Below are 17,667 nucleotides of genomic sequence, written 5' to 3'. Positions count from 1 at the left end.
GTGAAGCTGATCTCCCCCATCGCCATGGAAGAAGGTCTGCGTTTCGCTATCCGCGAAGGTGGTCGTACTGTGGGCGCCGGTGTGGTTGCCACGATCATTGCATAATTGATTTGTAGGGGTATAGCTCAATTGGCAGAGCGTCGGTCTCCAAAACCGAAGGTTGTAGGTTCGATTCCTACTGCCCCTGCCACCTCTTAATGGTGGAATCAACAAGAGCCCGCCTTTGGCGGGCTTTTGTGTCTTGAAATTGCACATTTTTGTGCATTTGAAACAAAATATGGCCACTACTCAGGTTGAAACAGTCAGCTCTGCTGCTGACAAAGCAAAATTAGCCGCTGTTGCGGCTTTAGTTGTTGCTTCTATTGCTGGCTTTTATCTGTTGAGCAAGCAAGGTGCGCTGGTGCAGTGGGCGACTCTGATTGTCGGCCTGGTGCTGGCTGCAGGCGTGTTTCTGATTTCTGAGCCGGGCAAGCGCTTCATTGGCTTTGCTCGTGATGCTTGGCGTGAGGTGAAGAAGGTGGTCTGGCCCACCCGCAAAGAAACCATGCAGATGACACTGTATGTCTTTGCATTTGTGGTGGTCATGGCCTTGTTCTTGTGGTTCACCGATAAGACGCTTGAATGGGTCTTGTACGACTTGATTTTGGGCTGGAGGAAGTAATGGCTGATGCAGTCGAAACAGATGTGAATGGTGGAGCAGCGGGACCCGCCAATCCCGATCTGCGCTGGTATATCGTCCATGCCTATTCGGGTATGGAGAAGGCTGTCGAGCGCAATATTGCGGAGCGTATTGCTCGCTCGGACATGCAGTCCAAGTTTGGCCGCATCTTGGTGCCTTCCGAAGAAGTTGTGGAAATGCGCAACGGCACTCGTCGCACCACAGAGCGTCGTCTGTTCCCAGGTTATGTGTTCGTCGAAATGGTGATGGATGACGATACCTGGCACCTGGTGAAGCACACCAGCAAGGTGACCGGTTTCGTCGGCGGTGCCAAGAACCGTCCTGCCCCCATTTCTGAAGAAGAAGTTCGCAAGATCGTCGACCAGATGCAGGAGGGCACCGAAAAGCCCCGCCACAAGGTCGAGTTCATGGTCGGCGAAATGGTGCGTGTCAAGGAAGGTCCTTTCGCAGACTTCAATGGCTCCGTCGAGGAAGTCAACTACGAAAAGAATCGTCTGCGTGTCTCGGTCACCATCTTTGGCCGCGCAACTCCTGTGGAATTGGAATTCTCTCAAGTTGAGAAAACTTGAGATTCGCAATAGAATCTAGGGCTTCGCATTTTTTGACTCGATGCGAAGCTTTTTTGTAGAGTCAGCAACCTCGGGGAGCTGTTTGCAGACCATTGCAAATGGCGCTATACCCGTAAGGAGCTCAACATGGCGAAAAAAATCGTCGGCTTCATCAAGCTGCAAGTGCCAGCTGGTAAGGCCAATCCTTCTCCTCCCATTGGTCCTGCGCTGGGTCAGCGCGGCCTCAACATCATGGAATTCTGCAAGGCGTTCAACGCCCAGACCCAAGGTGTCGAGCCCGGCCTGCCTCTGCCCGTGGTGATCACGGCTTTTGCTGACAAGAGCTTCACGTTCGTCATCAAGACTCCTCCCGCAACCGTTCTGATCAAGAAGGCTGTGAAGCTGGACAAGGGCTCTTCCAATCCTCTGAAGAACAAGGTTGGCAAGATCACACGTGCTCAGCTGGAAGAAATCGCCAAGACCAAGCTGAAGGACATGAACGCCGCTGACGTTGACGCTGCTGTGCGTACGCTGGCTGGTTCTGCCCGTTCGATGGGCGTGATCGTGGAGGGTGTGTAAATGGCCAAGTTGACCAAGAAGCAAAAAGCTCTCCAGGGCAAGGTTGATTCCAACAAGCTGTACTCTTTCGCTGACGCCGTGGCGCTGGTGAAGGAAGCTGCAACTGCCAAGTTCGATGAATCCATCGACGTGGCCGTGCAACTGGGCGTGGATGCCAAGAAGTCGGACCAAGTGGTGCGTGGCGCCGTGGTGCTGCCTCACGGTACCGGCAAGACTGCTCGCGTGGCTGTGTTCGCACAAGGCGCCAAGGCTGAAGAAGCCAAGGCCGCCGGCGCTGACGTGGTCGGTATGGACGACCTGGCTGCTCAAGTCAAGGCCGGCGACATGCCCTTCGACGTGGTGATCGCTGCTCCCGACGCTATGCGCGTTGTGGGCCAGCTGGGTCAGATCCTGGGCCCCCGCGGCCTGATGCCCAACCCCAAGGTTGGCACCGTGACTCCTGACGTCGCTACGGCCGTGAAGAACGCCAAGGCTGGTCAAGTGCAATTCCGCGTGGACAAGGCTGGTATCGTGCACGGCACGATTGGTCGCCGTTCGTTCGATGCCGACAAGCTGCAGGGCAACCTGGCTGCTCTGGTCGATGCACTGAACAAGGCCAAGCCTGCTTCCAGCAAGGGTCAGTACCTGCGCAAGGTGGCTGTTTCGTCGACCATGGGTGTGGGCGTTCGCGTCGATACACAATCCATCTCGGCGTAATTGCTAGAAATCGTCAGATGAGCCTGGCTCATCTGGTGTGGTGGGCTGCGGGAGTTGTTGCTTCTGCAGGTCATCCAAGACCGTTGGTGTGATTTGATCACTTAATCACGAAGGCCAACGCAGATGGCGATCCCGCTGCAGATGGAAATTTTTCCTAAACAGTTGGTCGCTGCAACAAGAGCGTGTATGCAGGGCTTGCCTTGCATATGCATTTGAAGGAGTAGACCTTGAGTCTTAATCGCAGTGAGAAAGAAGCGGTCATCAACGAAGTGACCAGCCTCGCCGCTAAAGCTCAAACGCTTGTGATCGCGGAATACCGTGGCATCACGGTCGCCGACATGACCAAACTGCGTGCCGATGCTCGCAGCAAGGGTGTGAGCCTGAGCGTGTTGAAGAACACCCTGGCCCGCCGTGCTGTTGCCGGTAGCGCGTTTGACGTGGTGGCTGACCAGATGACTGGTCCCCTGATCTATGGTTTCTCTGAAGACGCAGTGGCTGCCGCTAAGGTGGTGGCCGACTTCGCGAAGACCAACGACAAGTTGGTGATTCGCGGTGGTGCGTTCGGAGGCAAGGCCCTGGACATCGACGGCGTTAAGCAACTGGCAAACATCCCCTCCAAGGAAGTACTGCTCGCACAAGTGTGCGGCTTGCTCATGTCGCCTATCTCGCGTACAGCCGTTGTGCTGGGCGCTCTGGCGGCCAAGAAGGGCGAAGGATCTGCCGAAGCGGCAACAGAAACAGCTGCAGCCTGAGTGCTCGGCAAAACCAACCAATTTTAGGAAATCAAAATGGCATTCGATAAAGACGCATTCCTGACCGCCCTGGACAGCATGACTGTTCTGGAACTGAACGACCTGGTCAAGGCTATTGAAGAGAAGTTTGGCGTGTCCGCCGCTGCTATGGCTGCTCCCGCTGCTGGCGGTGCTGCTGGCGGCGCTGCTGCTGTTGAAGAAAAGACCGAATTCAACGTGGTGCTGACCGAAGCTGGCGCCAACAAGGTGTCCGTGATTAAGGCTGTGCGCGAAATCACCGGCCTGGGTCTGAAGGAAGCCAAGGATCTGGTCGACGGCGCTCCCAAGACCGTGAAGGAAGCCGCTCCCAAGGCTGACGCTGAAGCCGCTGTGAAGAAGCTGGTTGAAGCCGGTGCTAAGGCTGAACTGAAGTAATTCAGTGAAATCAAGGGCTGGAGACTCGTAAAAGGGTCTCCAGCCTTTGGCGCTTGTGGAACGCGCTGAAAGAACACACCAGAAAGCAGGTTTCCTAGGGAGTCTGCTTTTTAGTGTCTTCTGACAATCCGACAGCAGAAGATGCCTTGGTTCGGGTGATGTGCAACGCATCGCCGTCAGCCATGGTTGGTAGTGGCCAACCGCCAAGCCCGCAGGAGAACCCTGTGGGGCAGTCGTCGCAGACCCAGGACTCATGTCTTTGCCCGGAGATCTCATGGCCTATTCTTATACCGAACGCAAGCGAATCCGCAAAAGCTTCGGGAGCCGCGATAGCGTGCTCGAAGTGCCTTATCTGCTGCAGATGCAAAAAGATGCCTATACAGCATTCCTGCAGGCAGATGTAGCCCCCAAAAAACGTACCATTGATGGCCTGCAAGCGGCCTTCAATTCCGCCTTCCCCATCGTCTCCCACAATGGTTTTGTGGAGATGAAGTTTGTCGAGTACAACCTCGCCAAGCCCGCTTTCGACGTTCGTGAATGCCAGACCCGTGGTCTGACCTTCGCCTCCGCTGTCCGCGCCAAGGTTCAGTTGATCATCTATGACCGCGAGTCCTCCACGGCTCAGTCCAAGGTGGTCAAGGAAGTGAAGGAACAAGAGGTCTACATGGGCGAAGTGCCCCTGATGACCGACAAGGGTTCGTTCATCATCAACGGTACCGAGCGCGTGATCGTGTCTCAGCTGCACCGCTCGCCTGGCGTGTTCTTCGAGCACGACAAGGGCAAGACCCATAGCTCGGGTAAGCTGCTGTTCTCGGCTCGCATCATTCCTTACCGCGGCTCCTGGCTGGACTTCGAGTTCGACCCCAAGGATCTGCTGTACTTCCGCGTCGACCGTCGCCGCAAGATGCCTGTGTCGATCCTGCTGAAGGCCATCGGCATGACGCCCGAGACCATCCTGGCAACGTTCTTCGTGAACGACAACTTCCGCCTGATGGACAGCGGTGCCCAGATGGAGTTCGTGGCCGATCGCCTGAAGGGCGAAGTCGCACGTTTCGACATCACCGACAAGTCCGGCAAGGTTGTTGTCGCCAAGGACAAGCGCATCACCGCTCGCCACACCCGCGAGCTGGAGCAGTCCGGCACCAAGTTCGTCAGCGTGCCTGAAGACTTCCTGCTGGGTCGTGTGCTGGCCAAGAACATCGTTGATCCCGATACCGGCGAAATCATCGCCAAGGCCAACGAAGAACTGACCGAAGCCCTGCTCAAGAAGCTGCGCAGCGCCGGTGTGCAGGACGTTCAGTGCATCTACACGAACGAACTGGACCAAGGCGCCTACATCTCGCAGACCCTGCGCACCGATGAAACCGTGGACGAGTTCGCTGCCCGCGTTGCCATCTACCGCATGATGCGTCCTGGCGAGCCTCCTACCGAGGACGCCGTGCAGGCCCTGTTCCAGCGCCTGTTCTACAACGCCGACACCTATGATCTGTCGCGCGTGGGCCGTATGAAGTTCAACGCCAAGATCGGCCGCGAAGGCGCGACCGGTCCCATGGTGCTGTCCAACGAAGACATCCTGGCCGTGGTCAAGATCCTGGTGGACCTGCGCAATGGCCGTGGCGAAGTCGACGATATTGACCACCTGGGCAACCGCCGCGTGCGTTGCGTGGGCGAACTGGCCGAAAACCAGTACCGCACCGGTCTGGCTCGTATCGAAAAGGCTGTGAAGGAACGTCTGGGTCAGGCCGAGCAAGAGCCCCTGATGCCTCACGACCTGATCAACTCCAAGCCCATCTCTGCGGCTCTGAAGGAGTTCTTCGGTGCCTCGCAGCTGTCGCAGTTCATGGACCAGACCAACCCTCTGGCAGAAATCACGCACAAGCGTCGTGTTTCCGCCCTGGGCCCAGGCGGTCTGACTCGCGAACGTGCCGGCTTTGAAGTGCGTGACGTGCACGTGACCCACTACGGTCGCGTCTGCCCTATCGAAACGCCTGAAGGTCCCAACATCGGTCTGATCAACTCGCTGGCTCTGTACGCCCGCCTGAACGAGTACGGTTTCATCGAAACCCCGTACCGTCGCGTGGTGGACGGCAAGGTGACGATGGACATCGACTATCTGTCGGCCATCGAAGAAGGCAAGTACGTGATCGCCCAGGCCAATGCCGATCTGGATGCCGCAGGCAATCTGGTGGGCGATCTGGTGTCGGCCCGTGAAGCCGGTGAATCGACCCTGGTGTCGGCCGAGCGCGTGCAGTACATGGACGTGTCGCCTGCGCAGATCGTGTCCGTGGCCGCCTCGCTGATTCCCTTCCTGGAACACGACGACGCGAACCGCGCCTTGATGGGCGCCAACATGTCGCGTCAGGCCGTGCCTGTGCTGCGTCCTGAAAAGCCCATGGTCGGTACCGGCATCGAGCGCGTTGCCGCTGTGGACTCCGGCACCGTGGTCACCGCCAAGCGCGGCGGTATCGTGGACTATGTCGACGCCACCCGCATCGTGATCCGTGTGAACGACGACGAAGCCGTGGCCGGTGAAGTCGGCGTGGACATCTACAACCTGATCAAGTATCAGCGTTCCAACCAGAACACCAACATCCATCAGCGCCCCATCGTCAGCCGTGGCGACAAGCTGGCCAAGGGTGATGTGCTGGCGGATGGCGCTTCGACCGACCTGGGCGAAATCGCCATCGGCCAGAACATGCTGATCGCGTTCATGCCCTGGAACGGCTACAACTACGAAGACTCGGTGATGATCAACGAGCGCATCGTGGCTGACGATCGCTACACCTCGATCCACATCGAAGAGCTGGTGGTGATGGCTCGCGACACCAAGCTGGGTGCCGAAGAAATCACACGCGACATCCCCAACCTGTCCGAGCAGCAACTGAACCGCCTGGACGAGTCCGGCATCATCTACGTGGGCGCCGAAGTGCAACCCGGCGATGTGCTGGTGGGCAAGGTCACGCCCAAGGGCGAGACCACGCTGACGCCTGAAGAGAAGCTGCTGCGCGCCATCTTCGGCGAGAAGGCTTCCGACGTGAAGGACACTTCCTTGCGTGTGGATCAGGGCTCGCAAGGCACCGTGATCGACGTGCAGGTGTTCACGCGTGAAGGCATCCAGCGCGACAAGCGCGCCCAGCAGATCATCGACGATGAACTCAAGCGCTTCCGCCTGGACCTGAACGATCAGCTGCGCATTGTGGAAGCCGACGCTTTCGACCGTATCGAGAAGCTGCTGACCGGCCGCGTGGCCAACGGCGGCCCTCAGAAGCTGTCCAAGGGCGCCAAGATCGACAAGGCCTATCTGGACGGCGTGGAGAAGTTCCACTGGTTCGACATTCGCCCTGCCGAAGACGAAGTGGCCGCTCAGCTGGAGTCCATCAAGAACTCCATCGAGCAGCAGCGTCACACCTTCGACCTGGCGTTCGAAGAAAAGCGCAAGAAGCTCACCCAGGGCGACGAGCTGCCTGCCGGCGTGCTGAAGATGGTCAAGGTCTACCTGGCCGTCAAGCGTCGTCTGCAGCCCGGTGACAAGATGGCCGGCCGTCACGGTAACAAGGGCGTGGTCTCCAAGATCACTCCTGTGGAAGACATGCCTTTCCTGGCTGATGGCTCCACCGCCGACATCGTGCTGAACCCGCTGGGCGTGCCTTCGCGTATGAACATCGGTCAGGTGCTGGAAGTGCACTTGGGCTGGGCCGGCAAGGGTCTGGGCCAGCGCATCGGCGACATGCTGCAAAAGGAAGCCCGTGCTGCTGAAGTGCGCGCTTTCCTGGAAGAGATCTACAACCGCAGCGGTCGCAAGGAAGAGCTGTCTCAGCTGGACGACGGCGAAGTCATGTCCATGGCCAAGGAGCTGACCACGGGCGTGCCATTCGCAACGCCGGTGTTCGACGGTGCTTCCGAAGCCGAAATCAAGGACATGCTGAAGCTGGCCTACCCTGATGACATCGCTGCCACCAAGGGTCTGACCGAGACACGCACTCAGGCTTATCTGTATGACGGCCGCACCGGCGAGCGCTTCGAGCGTCCGACCACCGTGGGCTATATGCACTACCTGAAGCTGCACCACTTGGTCGACGACAAGATGCATGCCCGCTCCACCGGTCCTTACTCGCTGGTGACGCAACAGCCTCTGGGCGGTAAGGCCCAGTTCGGTGGTCAGCGTTTCGGTGAAATGGAAGTGTGGGCGCTGGAAGCTTACGGCGCCGCCTATGTGCTGCAGGAAATGCTGACTGTGAAGTCCGACGACGTGGTCGGTCGTACCAAGGTGTACGAGTCCATCGTCAAGGGCGAGCACTCGATCGAAGCGGGCATGCCCGAATCGTTCAACGTGCTGGTCAAGGAAATCCGCTCTCTGGGCTTGGACATCGAGCTCGAACGTTCTTAAGCACTATTAAACAGAGAGCTGCAACCGCTTAAAAACAAAGGATTTGCGCTTGGTTCGTTGCTGAAACCAAGGCAAATCCAGCGGTGGCTGCAATGATTTTTGACGAAAAGGAAAGAGTTACATGAAATCGCTACTCGACCTGTTCAAGCAATTTACGCCTGATGAGCATTTCGATGCCATCAAGATCGGTCTGGCCTCGCCCGAGAAGATCCGTTCCTGGTCTTTCGGTGAAGTGAAGAAGCCTGAAACGATCAACTACCGTACTTTCAAGCCCGAGCGTGATGGTCTGTTCTGCGCCAAGATCTTTGGCCCGATCAAGGACTACGAATGCCTGTGCGGCAAGTACAAGCGCCTCAAGCACCGCGGTGTGATCTGCGAGAAGTGCGGCGTTGAAGTCACGCAGACCAAGGTGCGTCGCGAACGCATGGGTCACATCGACCTGGCCGCGCCCTGCGCCCACATCTGGTTCCTGAAGTCCCTGCCTTCGCGCCTGGGCCTGGTGCTGGACATGACGCTGCGCGACATCGAGCGCGTGCTGTACTTCGAAGCCTATGTGGTGACCGACCCCGGCATGACTCCGCTGAAGAAGTTCAGCATCATGACCGAGGACGACTACGACGCCAAGCAACTCGAGTACGGCTACGACGAATTCACCGCCAAGATGGGCGCTGAAGGCATCAAGGATCTGCTCGAAGGCATCGATATCGACATCGAGATCGAACGCCTGCGCAACGACTTGACCGGCTCCGAAGTCAAGGTCAAGAAGAATGCCAAGCGCCTGAAGCTGCTGGAAGCGTTCAAGAAGTCTGGTATCAAGCCCGGCTGGATGGTGATGGAAGTGCTGCCTGTGCTGCCTCCCGATCTGCGTCCTCTGGTGCCCCTGGACGGTGGCCGTTTCGCCACTTCCGACCTGAACGACCTGTACCGCCGCGTTATTAACCGTAACTCGCGTCTGCGCCGCCTGCTGGAGCTGAAGGCTCCCGAAATCATTGCTCGCAATGAAAAGCGCATGTTGCAAGAAGCGGTTGACTCGCTGCTGGACAACGGCCGTCGCGGCAAGGCCATGACGGGCGCCAACAAGCGTGCCCTGAAGTCCCTGGCCGACATGATCAAGGGTAAGAGCGGTCGTTTCCGTCAGAACTTGCTGGGCAAGCGCGTGGACTACTCCGGTCGTTCCGTGATTACCGTGGGTCCTTACCTCAAGCTGCACCAGTGCGGTCTGCCCAAGCTGATGGCGCTGGAGTTGTTCAAGCCCTTCATCTTCGCGCAGCTCGAGCAGCGCGGCATCGCCACGACCATCAAGGCTGCCAAGAAGGAAGTGGAAGCCGGTACGCCCGTGGTGTGGGACATCCTTGAAGAAGTCATCAAGGAACACCCCATCATGCTCAACCGTGCGCCTACGCTGCACCGTCTGGGTATCCAGGCTTTCGAGCCCATCCTGATCGAAGGCAAGGCCCTGCAACTGCACCCGCTGGTCTGCGCGGCCTTCAACGCCGACTTCGACGGTGACCAGATGGCTGTTCACGTGCCCCTGTCTGTGGAAGCGCAGATGGAAGCCCGCGTGCTGATGCTGGCCTCGAACAACGTGCTGTTCCCCGCTTCGGGCGAACCCTCCATCGTTCCTTCCCAGGACGTGGTGCTGGGTCTGTATCACGCCACGCGTGAAAAGATCAACGGCAAGGGCGAAGGCATGGTGTTTGCCGACCTGATGGAGCTGCAACGCGCTCTGGATGCCGGCGAGACCGAACTGCACGCCAAGATCAGCGTGCGCCTGACCGAGTGGAACAAGAACAAGGAAACCGGCGAATTCGAGCCCGTGACCTCGCTCGTGGAAACCACCGTGGGCCGTGCCCTGCTGTCTGAAATCCTGCCCAAGGGCCTGGCTTTCAGCAACATGAACAAGGCGCTGAAGAAGAAGGAAATCTCCAAGCTGATCAACGCCTCCTTCCGCAAGTGCGGTCTGAAGGCCACGGTCGTGTTTGCCGACAAGCTGTTGCAAAACGGTTTCCGTCTGTCCACGCACGCTGGTATCTCGATCTCCATCGACGACATGCTGGTGCCTCCGCAAAAGGCCGATATCCTGGCCCGCGCAGAGTCCGAAGTGAAGGAAATCGAGCAGCAGTACGTCTCGGGTCTGGTGACCTCCGGCGAGCGCTACAACAAGGTGGTGGACATCTGGGGCAAGGCCGGCGACGACGTGTCCAAGGTGATGATGGACCAGCTCAAGGTCCAGAAGACCACCGACCGTCACGGCAACGAAGTCGATCAGGAATCGTTCAACGCGATTTACATGATGGCCGACTCCGGCGCCCGCGGCTCCGCAGCGCAGATTCGTCAGCTGGCCGGTATGCGTGGTCTGATGGCCAAGCCTGACGGCTCCATCATTGAGACGCCTATCACCGCGAACTTCCGCGAAGGCCTCAACGTGCTGCAGTACTTCATCTCGACCCACGGTGCCCGTAAGGGTCTGGCCGACACGGCGCTGAAGACGGCTAACTCCGGTTACCTGACTCGTCGTCTGGTGGACGTGACGCAGGATCTGGTCGTGAACGAACAGGATTGCGGTACCTCCAACGGCTATCTGATGCGCGCCATCGTCGAAGGCGGTGAAGTGATCGAATCCCTGCGCGACCGCGTGCTGGGCCGTTCGACCGCCGAAGAAGTGCTGCACCCCGAAACCCGTGCCGTGCTGGTGCCTGCCGGTACCCTGCTTGACGAAGACACCATCGAAGAGCTGGAAGCTCAGGGCGTGGACGAAATCAAGGTGCGTACGGCTCTGACCTGCGAAACCCGTTTCGGCCTGTGCGCCACCTGCTACGGTCGCGACCTGGGTCGTGGCGGCCTGATCAACCTCGGCGAAGCCGTGGGCGTGATCGCTGCCCAGTCCATCGGTGAACCCGGCACGCAGCTGACCATGCGTACCTTCCACATCGGTGGTGCCGCTTCGCGCGCTGCCATCGCTTCGAGCGTGGAAGCCAAGTCCAATGGCGTGATCGGCTTCAACAGCACGATGCGCTATGTGTCCAACACCAAGGGCGAGCTGGTGGTGATTTCGCGTTCCGGCGAGATCGTGATCAGCGAAAACGGCCGCGAGCGCGAGCGTCACAAGGTGCCTTACGGCGCCGTGCTGACCATCAAGCCCGATGAAGCCATCAAGGCCGGCAAGATCCTGGCGAACTGGGACCCGCTGACTCGACCCATCATTACCGAATACGCCGGTCAAGTGCGTTTCGAGAATGTGGAAGAAGGTCTGACGGTGGCCAAGCAGGTCGACGAAGTGACCGGTCTGTCCACTCTGGTGGTGATCGACCCCAAGCGTCGTGGCTCTGCCAAGGTGGTGCGTCCCCAGGTCAAGCTGATCGACGCCAACAACCAGGAAGTCAAGATCCCTGGTACCGACCATGCCGTGACGATCGGCTTCCAGGTCGGCGCCCTGATTCAGGTGCGCGACGGCCAGGACGTAGGCCCCGGCGAAGTGCTGGCCCGTATCCCAGTGGAAGGTCAGAAGACCCGCGACATTACCGGTGGTCTGCCCCGTGTGGCCGAACTGTTCGAAGCCCGTACGCCCAAGGACAAGGGCACGCTGGCCGAGATGACCGGTACCGTGTCCTTCGGCAAGGAAACCAAGGGCAAGATCCGCCTGCAGATCACCGATCTGGAAGGCAAGGTCTGGGAAGAACTGGTGCCCAAGGAGCGCAACATTCTGGTCCACGAAGGCCAGGTAGTGAACAAGGGCGAGTCCATCGTTGACGGTCCTGCCGATCCTCAAGACATCCTGCGTTTGCTGGGTATCGAAGAGCTGTCGCGCTACATCGTGGACGAGGTGCAGGACGTTTACCGCCTGCAGGGTGTGAAGATCAACGACAAGCACATCGAAGTGATCGTGCGTCAGATGCTGCGTCGCGTGATCATCGAGAACTCTGGCGATACCACCTACATCCAGGGTGAACAGGTCGAGCGTTCCGAGGTGCTCAACACCAACGAACAGATGCAGAAGGAAGGCAAGCTGCCTGCCACGTACTCCAACGTGCTGCTGGGTATTACCAAGGCTTCGCTGTCGACCGACTCGTTCATCTCTGCGGCTTCCTTCCAGGAAACCACCCGTGTTCTGACCGAAGCTGCCATCATGGGCAAGCGCGACGAACTGCGTGGCCTGAAGGAAAACGTGATCGTGGGTCGTCTGATCCCCGCCGGTACCGGTCTGGCCTATCACCAGGCTCGCAAGGCCAAGGACGAAATGGACGATGCCGAGCGTCGTGCCATCGCCGAAGCGGAAGAAGCCGAGCTGGCCGGCGTGCTGGCTGATGACGTCGAAGCACCTGCTGGCGACGCCTCTGCCAACTAAGCAGGGCTCTGGGCCGCGGCCGGCAACGGCTGCGGTTCGCTGCTGATGCACCGCGCTCCCGCTCTGCCTTGTGCAGACGGGAGCGTTTTTCATTGATCAAGACACGACTTGCGCAAGTTCGGATCCAGCATGGCGCTTGTCGATGGACATGCCCGCTGTGCCTTCCTGTCTGCGTCAGTTTTCCAAGTTTTTCAGGTCTGCTCTTCATGACTTCCAAGCCTTCCCAACCCAAGAACGCCGCTGCTGGTGCTGCCGTGCCCAACGCTCCTGCCCTGTGGCAACAGCTGGATGCAGTGGCCAAGGCCTTGCACGGCATCCTGGGTGGCCAGTCCAGCAAGGCTGTGCTGGCACAGGTGCCGCAGCGCTTGCGTCCGGGAGTGCAGGCCTTGCTGTTCCAGGTGCTGCGCAATCTGGGGCGTGCCCAGGCGCTGCAAAGGCAGCTGGCGCCGCGCGCCCCGGCGCCCAAGGTCAGTGCCTTGCTGAGCACGGCGCTGGCTCTGGCCTGGGATGAGGCGCAAGCCCCTTACCCGCCCTTCACCCTGGTCAACCAGGCCGTGGAAGCCGCCAAGAACGGTGCGGCACGCGCGCAGTCCGGCTTCATCAATGCCTGTCTGCGCCGCTTTCTGCGCGAGCGCGATGCCCTGGTGAGCGCCACCGACAACGATCCCGTGGCCGCCTGGAATCACCCCGCCTGGTGGATTGCCCGGCTCAAGAAAGACCACCCCCAGGATTGGCAGGCCATTTTGGTGGCCAACAATGCCCAGCCGCCCATGACGCTGCGCGTCAATGCGCAGAAAAGCACTGCAGCCCAGTATCAGACTGCGCTGCAGGCGATGAACCTGAAGGCGACAGCTGTCGCCGAGTGTGGTCTGCAGTTGGAGCAGGCCGTGCCCGTGCAGGAGCTGCCGCATTTTGAAGAGGGCTGGGCCTCGGTGCAGGACGGTGCGGCGCAGGCCGCGGCCCCATTGCTGCTGGCCGGCTTGTCCCAGCCCCAGGGGCGCCCGCTGCGCGTGCTGGATGCCTGTGCGGCGCCCGGCGGCAAGACCGCTCATCTGCTTGAGCGCGCCGCGCCCGGCAGCATCGAAGTCACGGCCCTGGAGATCGACCCCGAGCGGGCTCGCCGCATCGATGAAACCCTGTCGCGCCTGGGCTTGAAGGCCAAGGTGCTGGTGGCCGATGCGTCCGCGCCAAAGGACTGGTTCGAATCGCAATGCGGCGCCCAGCCCTTCGATGCCATCTTGCTCGATGCGCCTTGCACGGCATCGGGCATTGTGCGTCGCCAGCCCGATGTGCGCTGGCTGCGCCGTGAGAGCGATGTGGCCCAGCTGGCAGACATACAGTCCAGGCTGCTCGATACCCTGTGGCCGCTGCTGCAGCCCGGTGGCCGCATGGTCTATTGCACCTGCTCGGTCTTCAAGGCCGAGGGCGATGCACAGATGCAAGCGTTTCTTGCACGCAACACTACGGCGGCCAGCTTGCCTGCTCCGGGTCATTTAATTCCCGGCAAGGCTGCCAAACACGATTCCGTGGCAGACAATCCCCTGGGTGACCACGACGGCTTTTTTTACGCTCTGCTGGAAAAATTGCGCTAACGCTGTAGCGGGGGCCTTGTGGCCTGTGGCTCGCGCAGTTTCGCTGGTGCTGGCACTGTCCCTGTTTTTCCTGCTGGCCCGGGCTGATACCGTGCCGCCGGATATCAGCTCCATGCAGCTCACGCGTACCGAAGAGGGAGTGTTTCTCTCGGCCAATCTGCAGTTCGAGCTGCCCGGCCAGGTGGAAGACGCCCTGCGTCAGGGCATTCCCATGTATTTCATTGCCGAGGCTCAGGTGCAGCGCGAGCGCTGGTACTGGTCCGATCAGCAATTGGGTGTCGCCACCCGCTATTACCGCATTACGTACCAGCCGCTGACCAAGCGCTGGCGTTTGCATATCTCCAATTCCGCCTTCACCGGCGGCAGCGGCACCGGACTGGCGCTGGGCCAGTCCTATGAGCAACTAGAGGATGCTATCGCAGCCATTCAACGCATTTACCGCTGGAAGATTCTGGAGTCCGGCCAGCTGAGCTCTACCTCGGGCGTCTCGGTGCAACTGCGCTTTCGCGTAGATCTGTCGTCCCTGCCCAGACCTTTGCAGATTGGGGCGCTGGGGCGCTCGGGCTGGAATCTGCAACTGTCGCGCACGCAGACGCTGGAGGCCGCTCCCTGATGGCTGACATCAAGCTCCCGGATGGCGAAGCCACCGGCTCCTCTGCCACACGCTGGTCGCGCGCTACGCGCTTGGCCGTGGGCACGGGCGTGGCGCTGATGGTGGTGGTGGGCGTTTTGCTGCTGTTCCTGCTGACCCTGGCCACGAATAACCGGCTGGCCTACGAGCGCAACTACAACTGGCTGTTTGCTGCCAATGTAGTGGTGGCCGGATTGCTGCTGCTGGTGCTGTTCTGGGGCGGTTTGCGCCTGGCTCTGCGGCTCAGGCGCGGGCGTTTTGGCAGCAAGCTGCTGCTCAAGCTGGCAGGCATCTTCACCTTGGTGGGTCTGCTGCCGGGCTTGTTGATCTATGTCGTGTCCTACCAGTTTGTTTCGCGCTCGATAGAGAGCTGGTTTGACGTCAAGGTCGAGGGGGCCTTGTCTGCGGGCGTGAGCCTGGCCAGTGCCACGCTGGACACCGTGGCCAATGACATGGCCAACAACACCCGCACGGCAGGCCTTCAGCTGTCTCAGACTTCGGATGCAGGGGCGGCTCTAATGCTGGAGCGTATCCGCGATCAGATCGGTGCCTCCGATGTGGTGCTCTGGAATGCATCGGGCAAGGCCATTGCCAGTGCCGGTCAGTCTCAGTTCAGCCTGGCGCCGGAGCGGCCCAACACCCAGCTGCTGCGAAGCTTGAAGGAGCAGGCCGGCCAGCGTGCCGTGGCCAGCATCGAAGGCCTGGATGATGCCGGCGATGTGCCTGCCGATCAGGCTGCGGCCAACGCCAAGGTGCGCACACTGGCGCTGGTGCCCAGCTCGGCAGTGAATCTGTTGGAGGAGGCGCGTTATCTGCAGGCCACGATTCCCCTGCCGCAAGCCCTGGTCAGCAATGCCCTGGCCGTGCAGGAGGCCAATCGCGAGTATCAGGAGCGAGCACTTGCTCGCGGTGGATTGCAGCGCATGTATATCGGCACTCTGACGCTGGCGCTCTTTCTGGCGGTGTTCGGCGCCGTGGTGCTGGCCGTGGTACTGGGCAACCAGCTGGCCAAGCCGTTGCTGCTGCTGGCCCAGGGCATGCGCGATGTGGCGCGTGGCGATCTGCGCCCCAAGCCCGCGCTGCAGAGCAAGGACGAGATTGGCGGGCTGACGCGCTCCTTTGCCGTCATGACCCAGCAACTGGCTGACGCACGCTCCGACGCCAACCGCAATCTGCTGCAGCTCGATGCGGCGCGCAGCAATCTGCAGACCATTCTGGACAACCTCACCTCGGGCGTCATCGTGCTCGATCGAGCCGGACGCATCGTGCTCAGCAACCCTGGCGCGACACGCATTCTGCGTGCGCCCATGGCGGTATTCCAGGGCAAGCGCCTGCGCGATGTCTCGGGCCTGCAGGACTTTGCGCGCGTAGTGCAGGAGCAGTTCGAGATCTTCCTGGGCGATGCTTCGGCCCAGCAGGGGCGGGACCGCTGGCAGCAGGTCTATGAACTGGATGCCGGCAATGGCAATGGCGATGTGGTGCACAACACCACCAGCCTGGTCATGCGAGGTGCGGAGCTGCCCGAGGACCAGCGCCTGCTGGTGTTTGACGATATCTCGGAAATCGTCTCGGCCCAGCGTGCACAGGCCTGGGGCGAGGTGGCGCGTCGCGTGGCGCATGAGATCAAGAATCCGCTGACGCCGATTCAGCTGTCTGCCGAACGTCTGGCCATGAAGCTGACCGACAAGCTGCAACCTGCGGAGCAGGCGCTGCTGGCCAAATCCGTGAAGACTATCGTCGATCAGGTGGGGGCCATGAAGCGTCTGGTCGATGAGTTTCGCGAATACGCACGTTTGCCGGCTGCCAATCTGCAAGCGCTGGATCTGAATGCACTGGTCGCGGAGGTGCTGCAGCTCTATGGTGAAGAGAATGCGTCGGTGCGTGTGGAGGCATCGCTCGACGAGGCCTGTCCGTTGATTCAGGGCGATAGCCAGCAATTGCGTCAGGTCATCCACAATCTTTTGCAAAATGCGCAAGATTCCACGGCGCAAAGAGCGCAGGAAACAGGGCAGACTCCAGGATCCGTCACCATCGAAACCCGCTGGATGGACACGGCCCAGCGTGTGCGCCTGAGCATCAGCGACAGTGGCACAGGTTTTGCTCCCAATATTCTTCAAAGAGCCTTCGAGCCCTATGTGACCACCAAGACCCGCGGCACCGGCCTGGGTTTGGCGGTGGTCAAAAAAATCGCCGACGAGCATGGCGCAAGAGTGGACCTGGGTAATCGAGAGGAAGACGGGGTAGTGCAAGGCGCGAGAGTGTCGCTATCATTTGTACCTAACGACCGTGCAGGGGCGGCTTGATCCGTTTCGCACAAGGCATAGCAACAGGCTTTAGACACATGGCAAACATACTAGTGGTCGACGACGAACTGGGGATCCGGGATTTGTTGTCGGAAATCCTCAACGACGAAGGTCATAGTGTGGACGTGGCGGAGAACGCCACGCAGGCACGCGTATCCAGGGCGACCAACAACTACGATCTGGTGCTGCTGGACATCTGGATGCCGGACACCGACGGCGTCACCTTGCTCAAGGAATGGGCTACGGCCGGTCAGCTCACCATGCCAGTCATCATGATGAGCGGTCATGCGACTATCGAGACGGCCGTCGAGGCAACGCGCATCGGCGCGCTGTCCTTCCTCGAAAAGCCCATCACCATGCAGAAGCTGCTCAAGGCGGTGGAGCAGGGGCTGGCGCGCAGCACGGCCAGCCAGGGCTCGGAAACTGCGGTGCATGCCAGCAACGGCACGGCTGCATCGGCCGTGGTCAGCATCACGGCCCAGGCGGCGGAAGACAATCTGCCCAATTCGCACCAGGGCTTCGATCTTGACCGTCCCTTGCGCGAGGCGCGCGACGGCTTTGAAAAAGCCTATTTCGAATTCCACCTGGCACGTGAAGGCGGCTCCATGACGCGCGTGGCCGAGAAGACCGGCCTTGAGCGCACCCATCTGTACCGCAAGCTGCGCCAGCTGGGCGTGGACCTCGGACGCAATCGCCGCGGATAATTTTCAAAAAAATCGCAGTTTTCGATTTCGGGTCGAA

General features: G+C 60.0%; 13 protein-coding genes and 1 tRNA gene. All 14 read left to right on the top strand.

Annotated features, from left to right (window positions below; all coding sequences use genetic code 11):
* Positions 1–105: EF-Tu C-terminal domain-related protein (locus AC1RTQ_RS22275; protein ID WP_492878984.1), on the top strand; the 105-nt coding region annotated here is incomplete at its 5' end.
* A gap of 9 nt (positions 106–114) precedes the next feature.
* Positions 115–190 (top strand) — tRNA-Trp (locus tag AC1RTQ_RS22270).
* A gap of 87 nt (positions 191–277) precedes the next feature.
* Positions 278–661, top strand: a complete 384-nt coding sequence (secE, locus tag AC1RTQ_RS22265) for a preprotein translocase subunit SecE (protein ID WP_034349432.1) — start codon at positions 278–280, stop codon at positions 659–661.
* Positions 661–1,248, top strand: coding sequence for a transcription termination/antitermination protein NusG (gene nusG / locus AC1RTQ_RS22260; protein ID WP_003065695.1), 588 nt, complete (start codon positions 661–663; stop codon positions 1,246–1,248). The genes secE and nusG overlap by 1 nt, the downstream gene beginning before the upstream one ends.
* Before the next feature lie 126 nt (positions 1,249–1,374).
* Positions 1,375–1,806 carry a 50S ribosomal protein L11 gene (rplK, locus tag AC1RTQ_RS22255; protein ID WP_003059339.1) on the top strand — a complete coding sequence of 144 codons (432 nt, stop codon included), beginning with the start codon at positions 1,375–1,377 and terminating at the stop codon, positions 1,804–1,806.
* Positions 1,807–2,502, top strand: a complete 696-nt coding sequence (gene rplA, locus AC1RTQ_RS22250) for a 50S ribosomal protein L1 (protein WP_302092984.1) — start codon at positions 1,807–1,809, stop codon at positions 2,500–2,502. It abuts the gene before it with no gap.
* A 227-nt stretch (positions 2,503–2,729) separates the two neighbouring features.
* Positions 2,730–3,254 carry a 50S ribosomal protein L10 gene (gene rplJ, locus AC1RTQ_RS22245; RefSeq protein ID WP_034374512.1) on the top strand — a complete coding sequence of 175 codons (525 nt, stop codon included), beginning with the start codon at positions 2,730–2,732 and terminating at the stop codon, positions 3,252–3,254.
* 36 nt (positions 3,255–3,290) lie between these two features.
* The gene (gene rplL, locus AC1RTQ_RS22240; protein ID WP_034374514.1) at positions 3,291–3,668 is read left to right on the top strand and encodes a 50S ribosomal protein L7/L12; all 378 of its coding nucleotides are present in this window, start codon (positions 3,291–3,293) and stop codon (positions 3,666–3,668) included.
* Positions 3,669–3,942: 274 nt separating this feature from the next.
* Positions 3,943–8,055, top strand: a complete 4,113-nt coding sequence (rpoB, locus tag AC1RTQ_RS22235) for a DNA-directed RNA polymerase subunit beta (RefSeq protein WP_302092985.1) — start codon at positions 3,943–3,945, stop codon at positions 8,053–8,055.
* A gap of 121 nt (positions 8,056–8,176) precedes the next feature.
* The gene (gene rpoC / locus AC1RTQ_RS22230) at positions 8,177–12,400 is read left to right on the top strand and encodes a DNA-directed RNA polymerase subunit beta' (RefSeq protein WP_302092986.1); all 4,224 of its coding nucleotides are present in this window, start codon (positions 8,177–8,179) and stop codon (positions 12,398–12,400) included.
* 206 nt (positions 12,401–12,606) lie between these two features.
* Entirely contained in the window at positions 12,607–13,992 is a 1,386-nt protein-coding gene (gene rsmB, locus AC1RTQ_RS22225; RefSeq protein ID WP_409811570.1) for a 16S rRNA (cytosine(967)-C(5))-methyltransferase RsmB, read from the top strand.
* A gap of 43 nt (positions 13,993–14,035) precedes the next feature.
* On the top strand, positions 14,036–14,605 hold the full coding sequence (locus AC1RTQ_RS22220) for a DUF4390 domain-containing protein (protein ID WP_302093168.1): 570 nt from the start codon (positions 14,036–14,038) through the stop codon (positions 14,603–14,605).
* Entirely contained in the window at positions 14,605–16,926 is a 2,322-nt protein-coding gene (locus AC1RTQ_RS22215) for a sensor histidine kinase (protein WP_492878974.1), read from the top strand. Before AC1RTQ_RS22220 ends, AC1RTQ_RS22215 begins: the two co-directional genes overlap by 1 nt.
* Positions 16,927–16,964: 38 nt before the next feature.
* Positions 16,965–17,630, top strand: coding sequence for a response regulator (locus tag AC1RTQ_RS22210; RefSeq protein ID WP_492878971.1), 666 nt, complete (start codon positions 16,965–16,967; stop codon positions 17,628–17,630).
* The last annotated feature ends 37 nt before the right edge of the window (positions 17,631–17,667 follow it).

The sequence above is a fragment of the Comamonas sp. GW821-FHT11H03 genome, assembly GCF_058807955.1.
The sequence above is the reverse complement of the archived record's forward strand: the minus strand, read 5'-3'. Positions and strand labels throughout refer to the sequence as shown.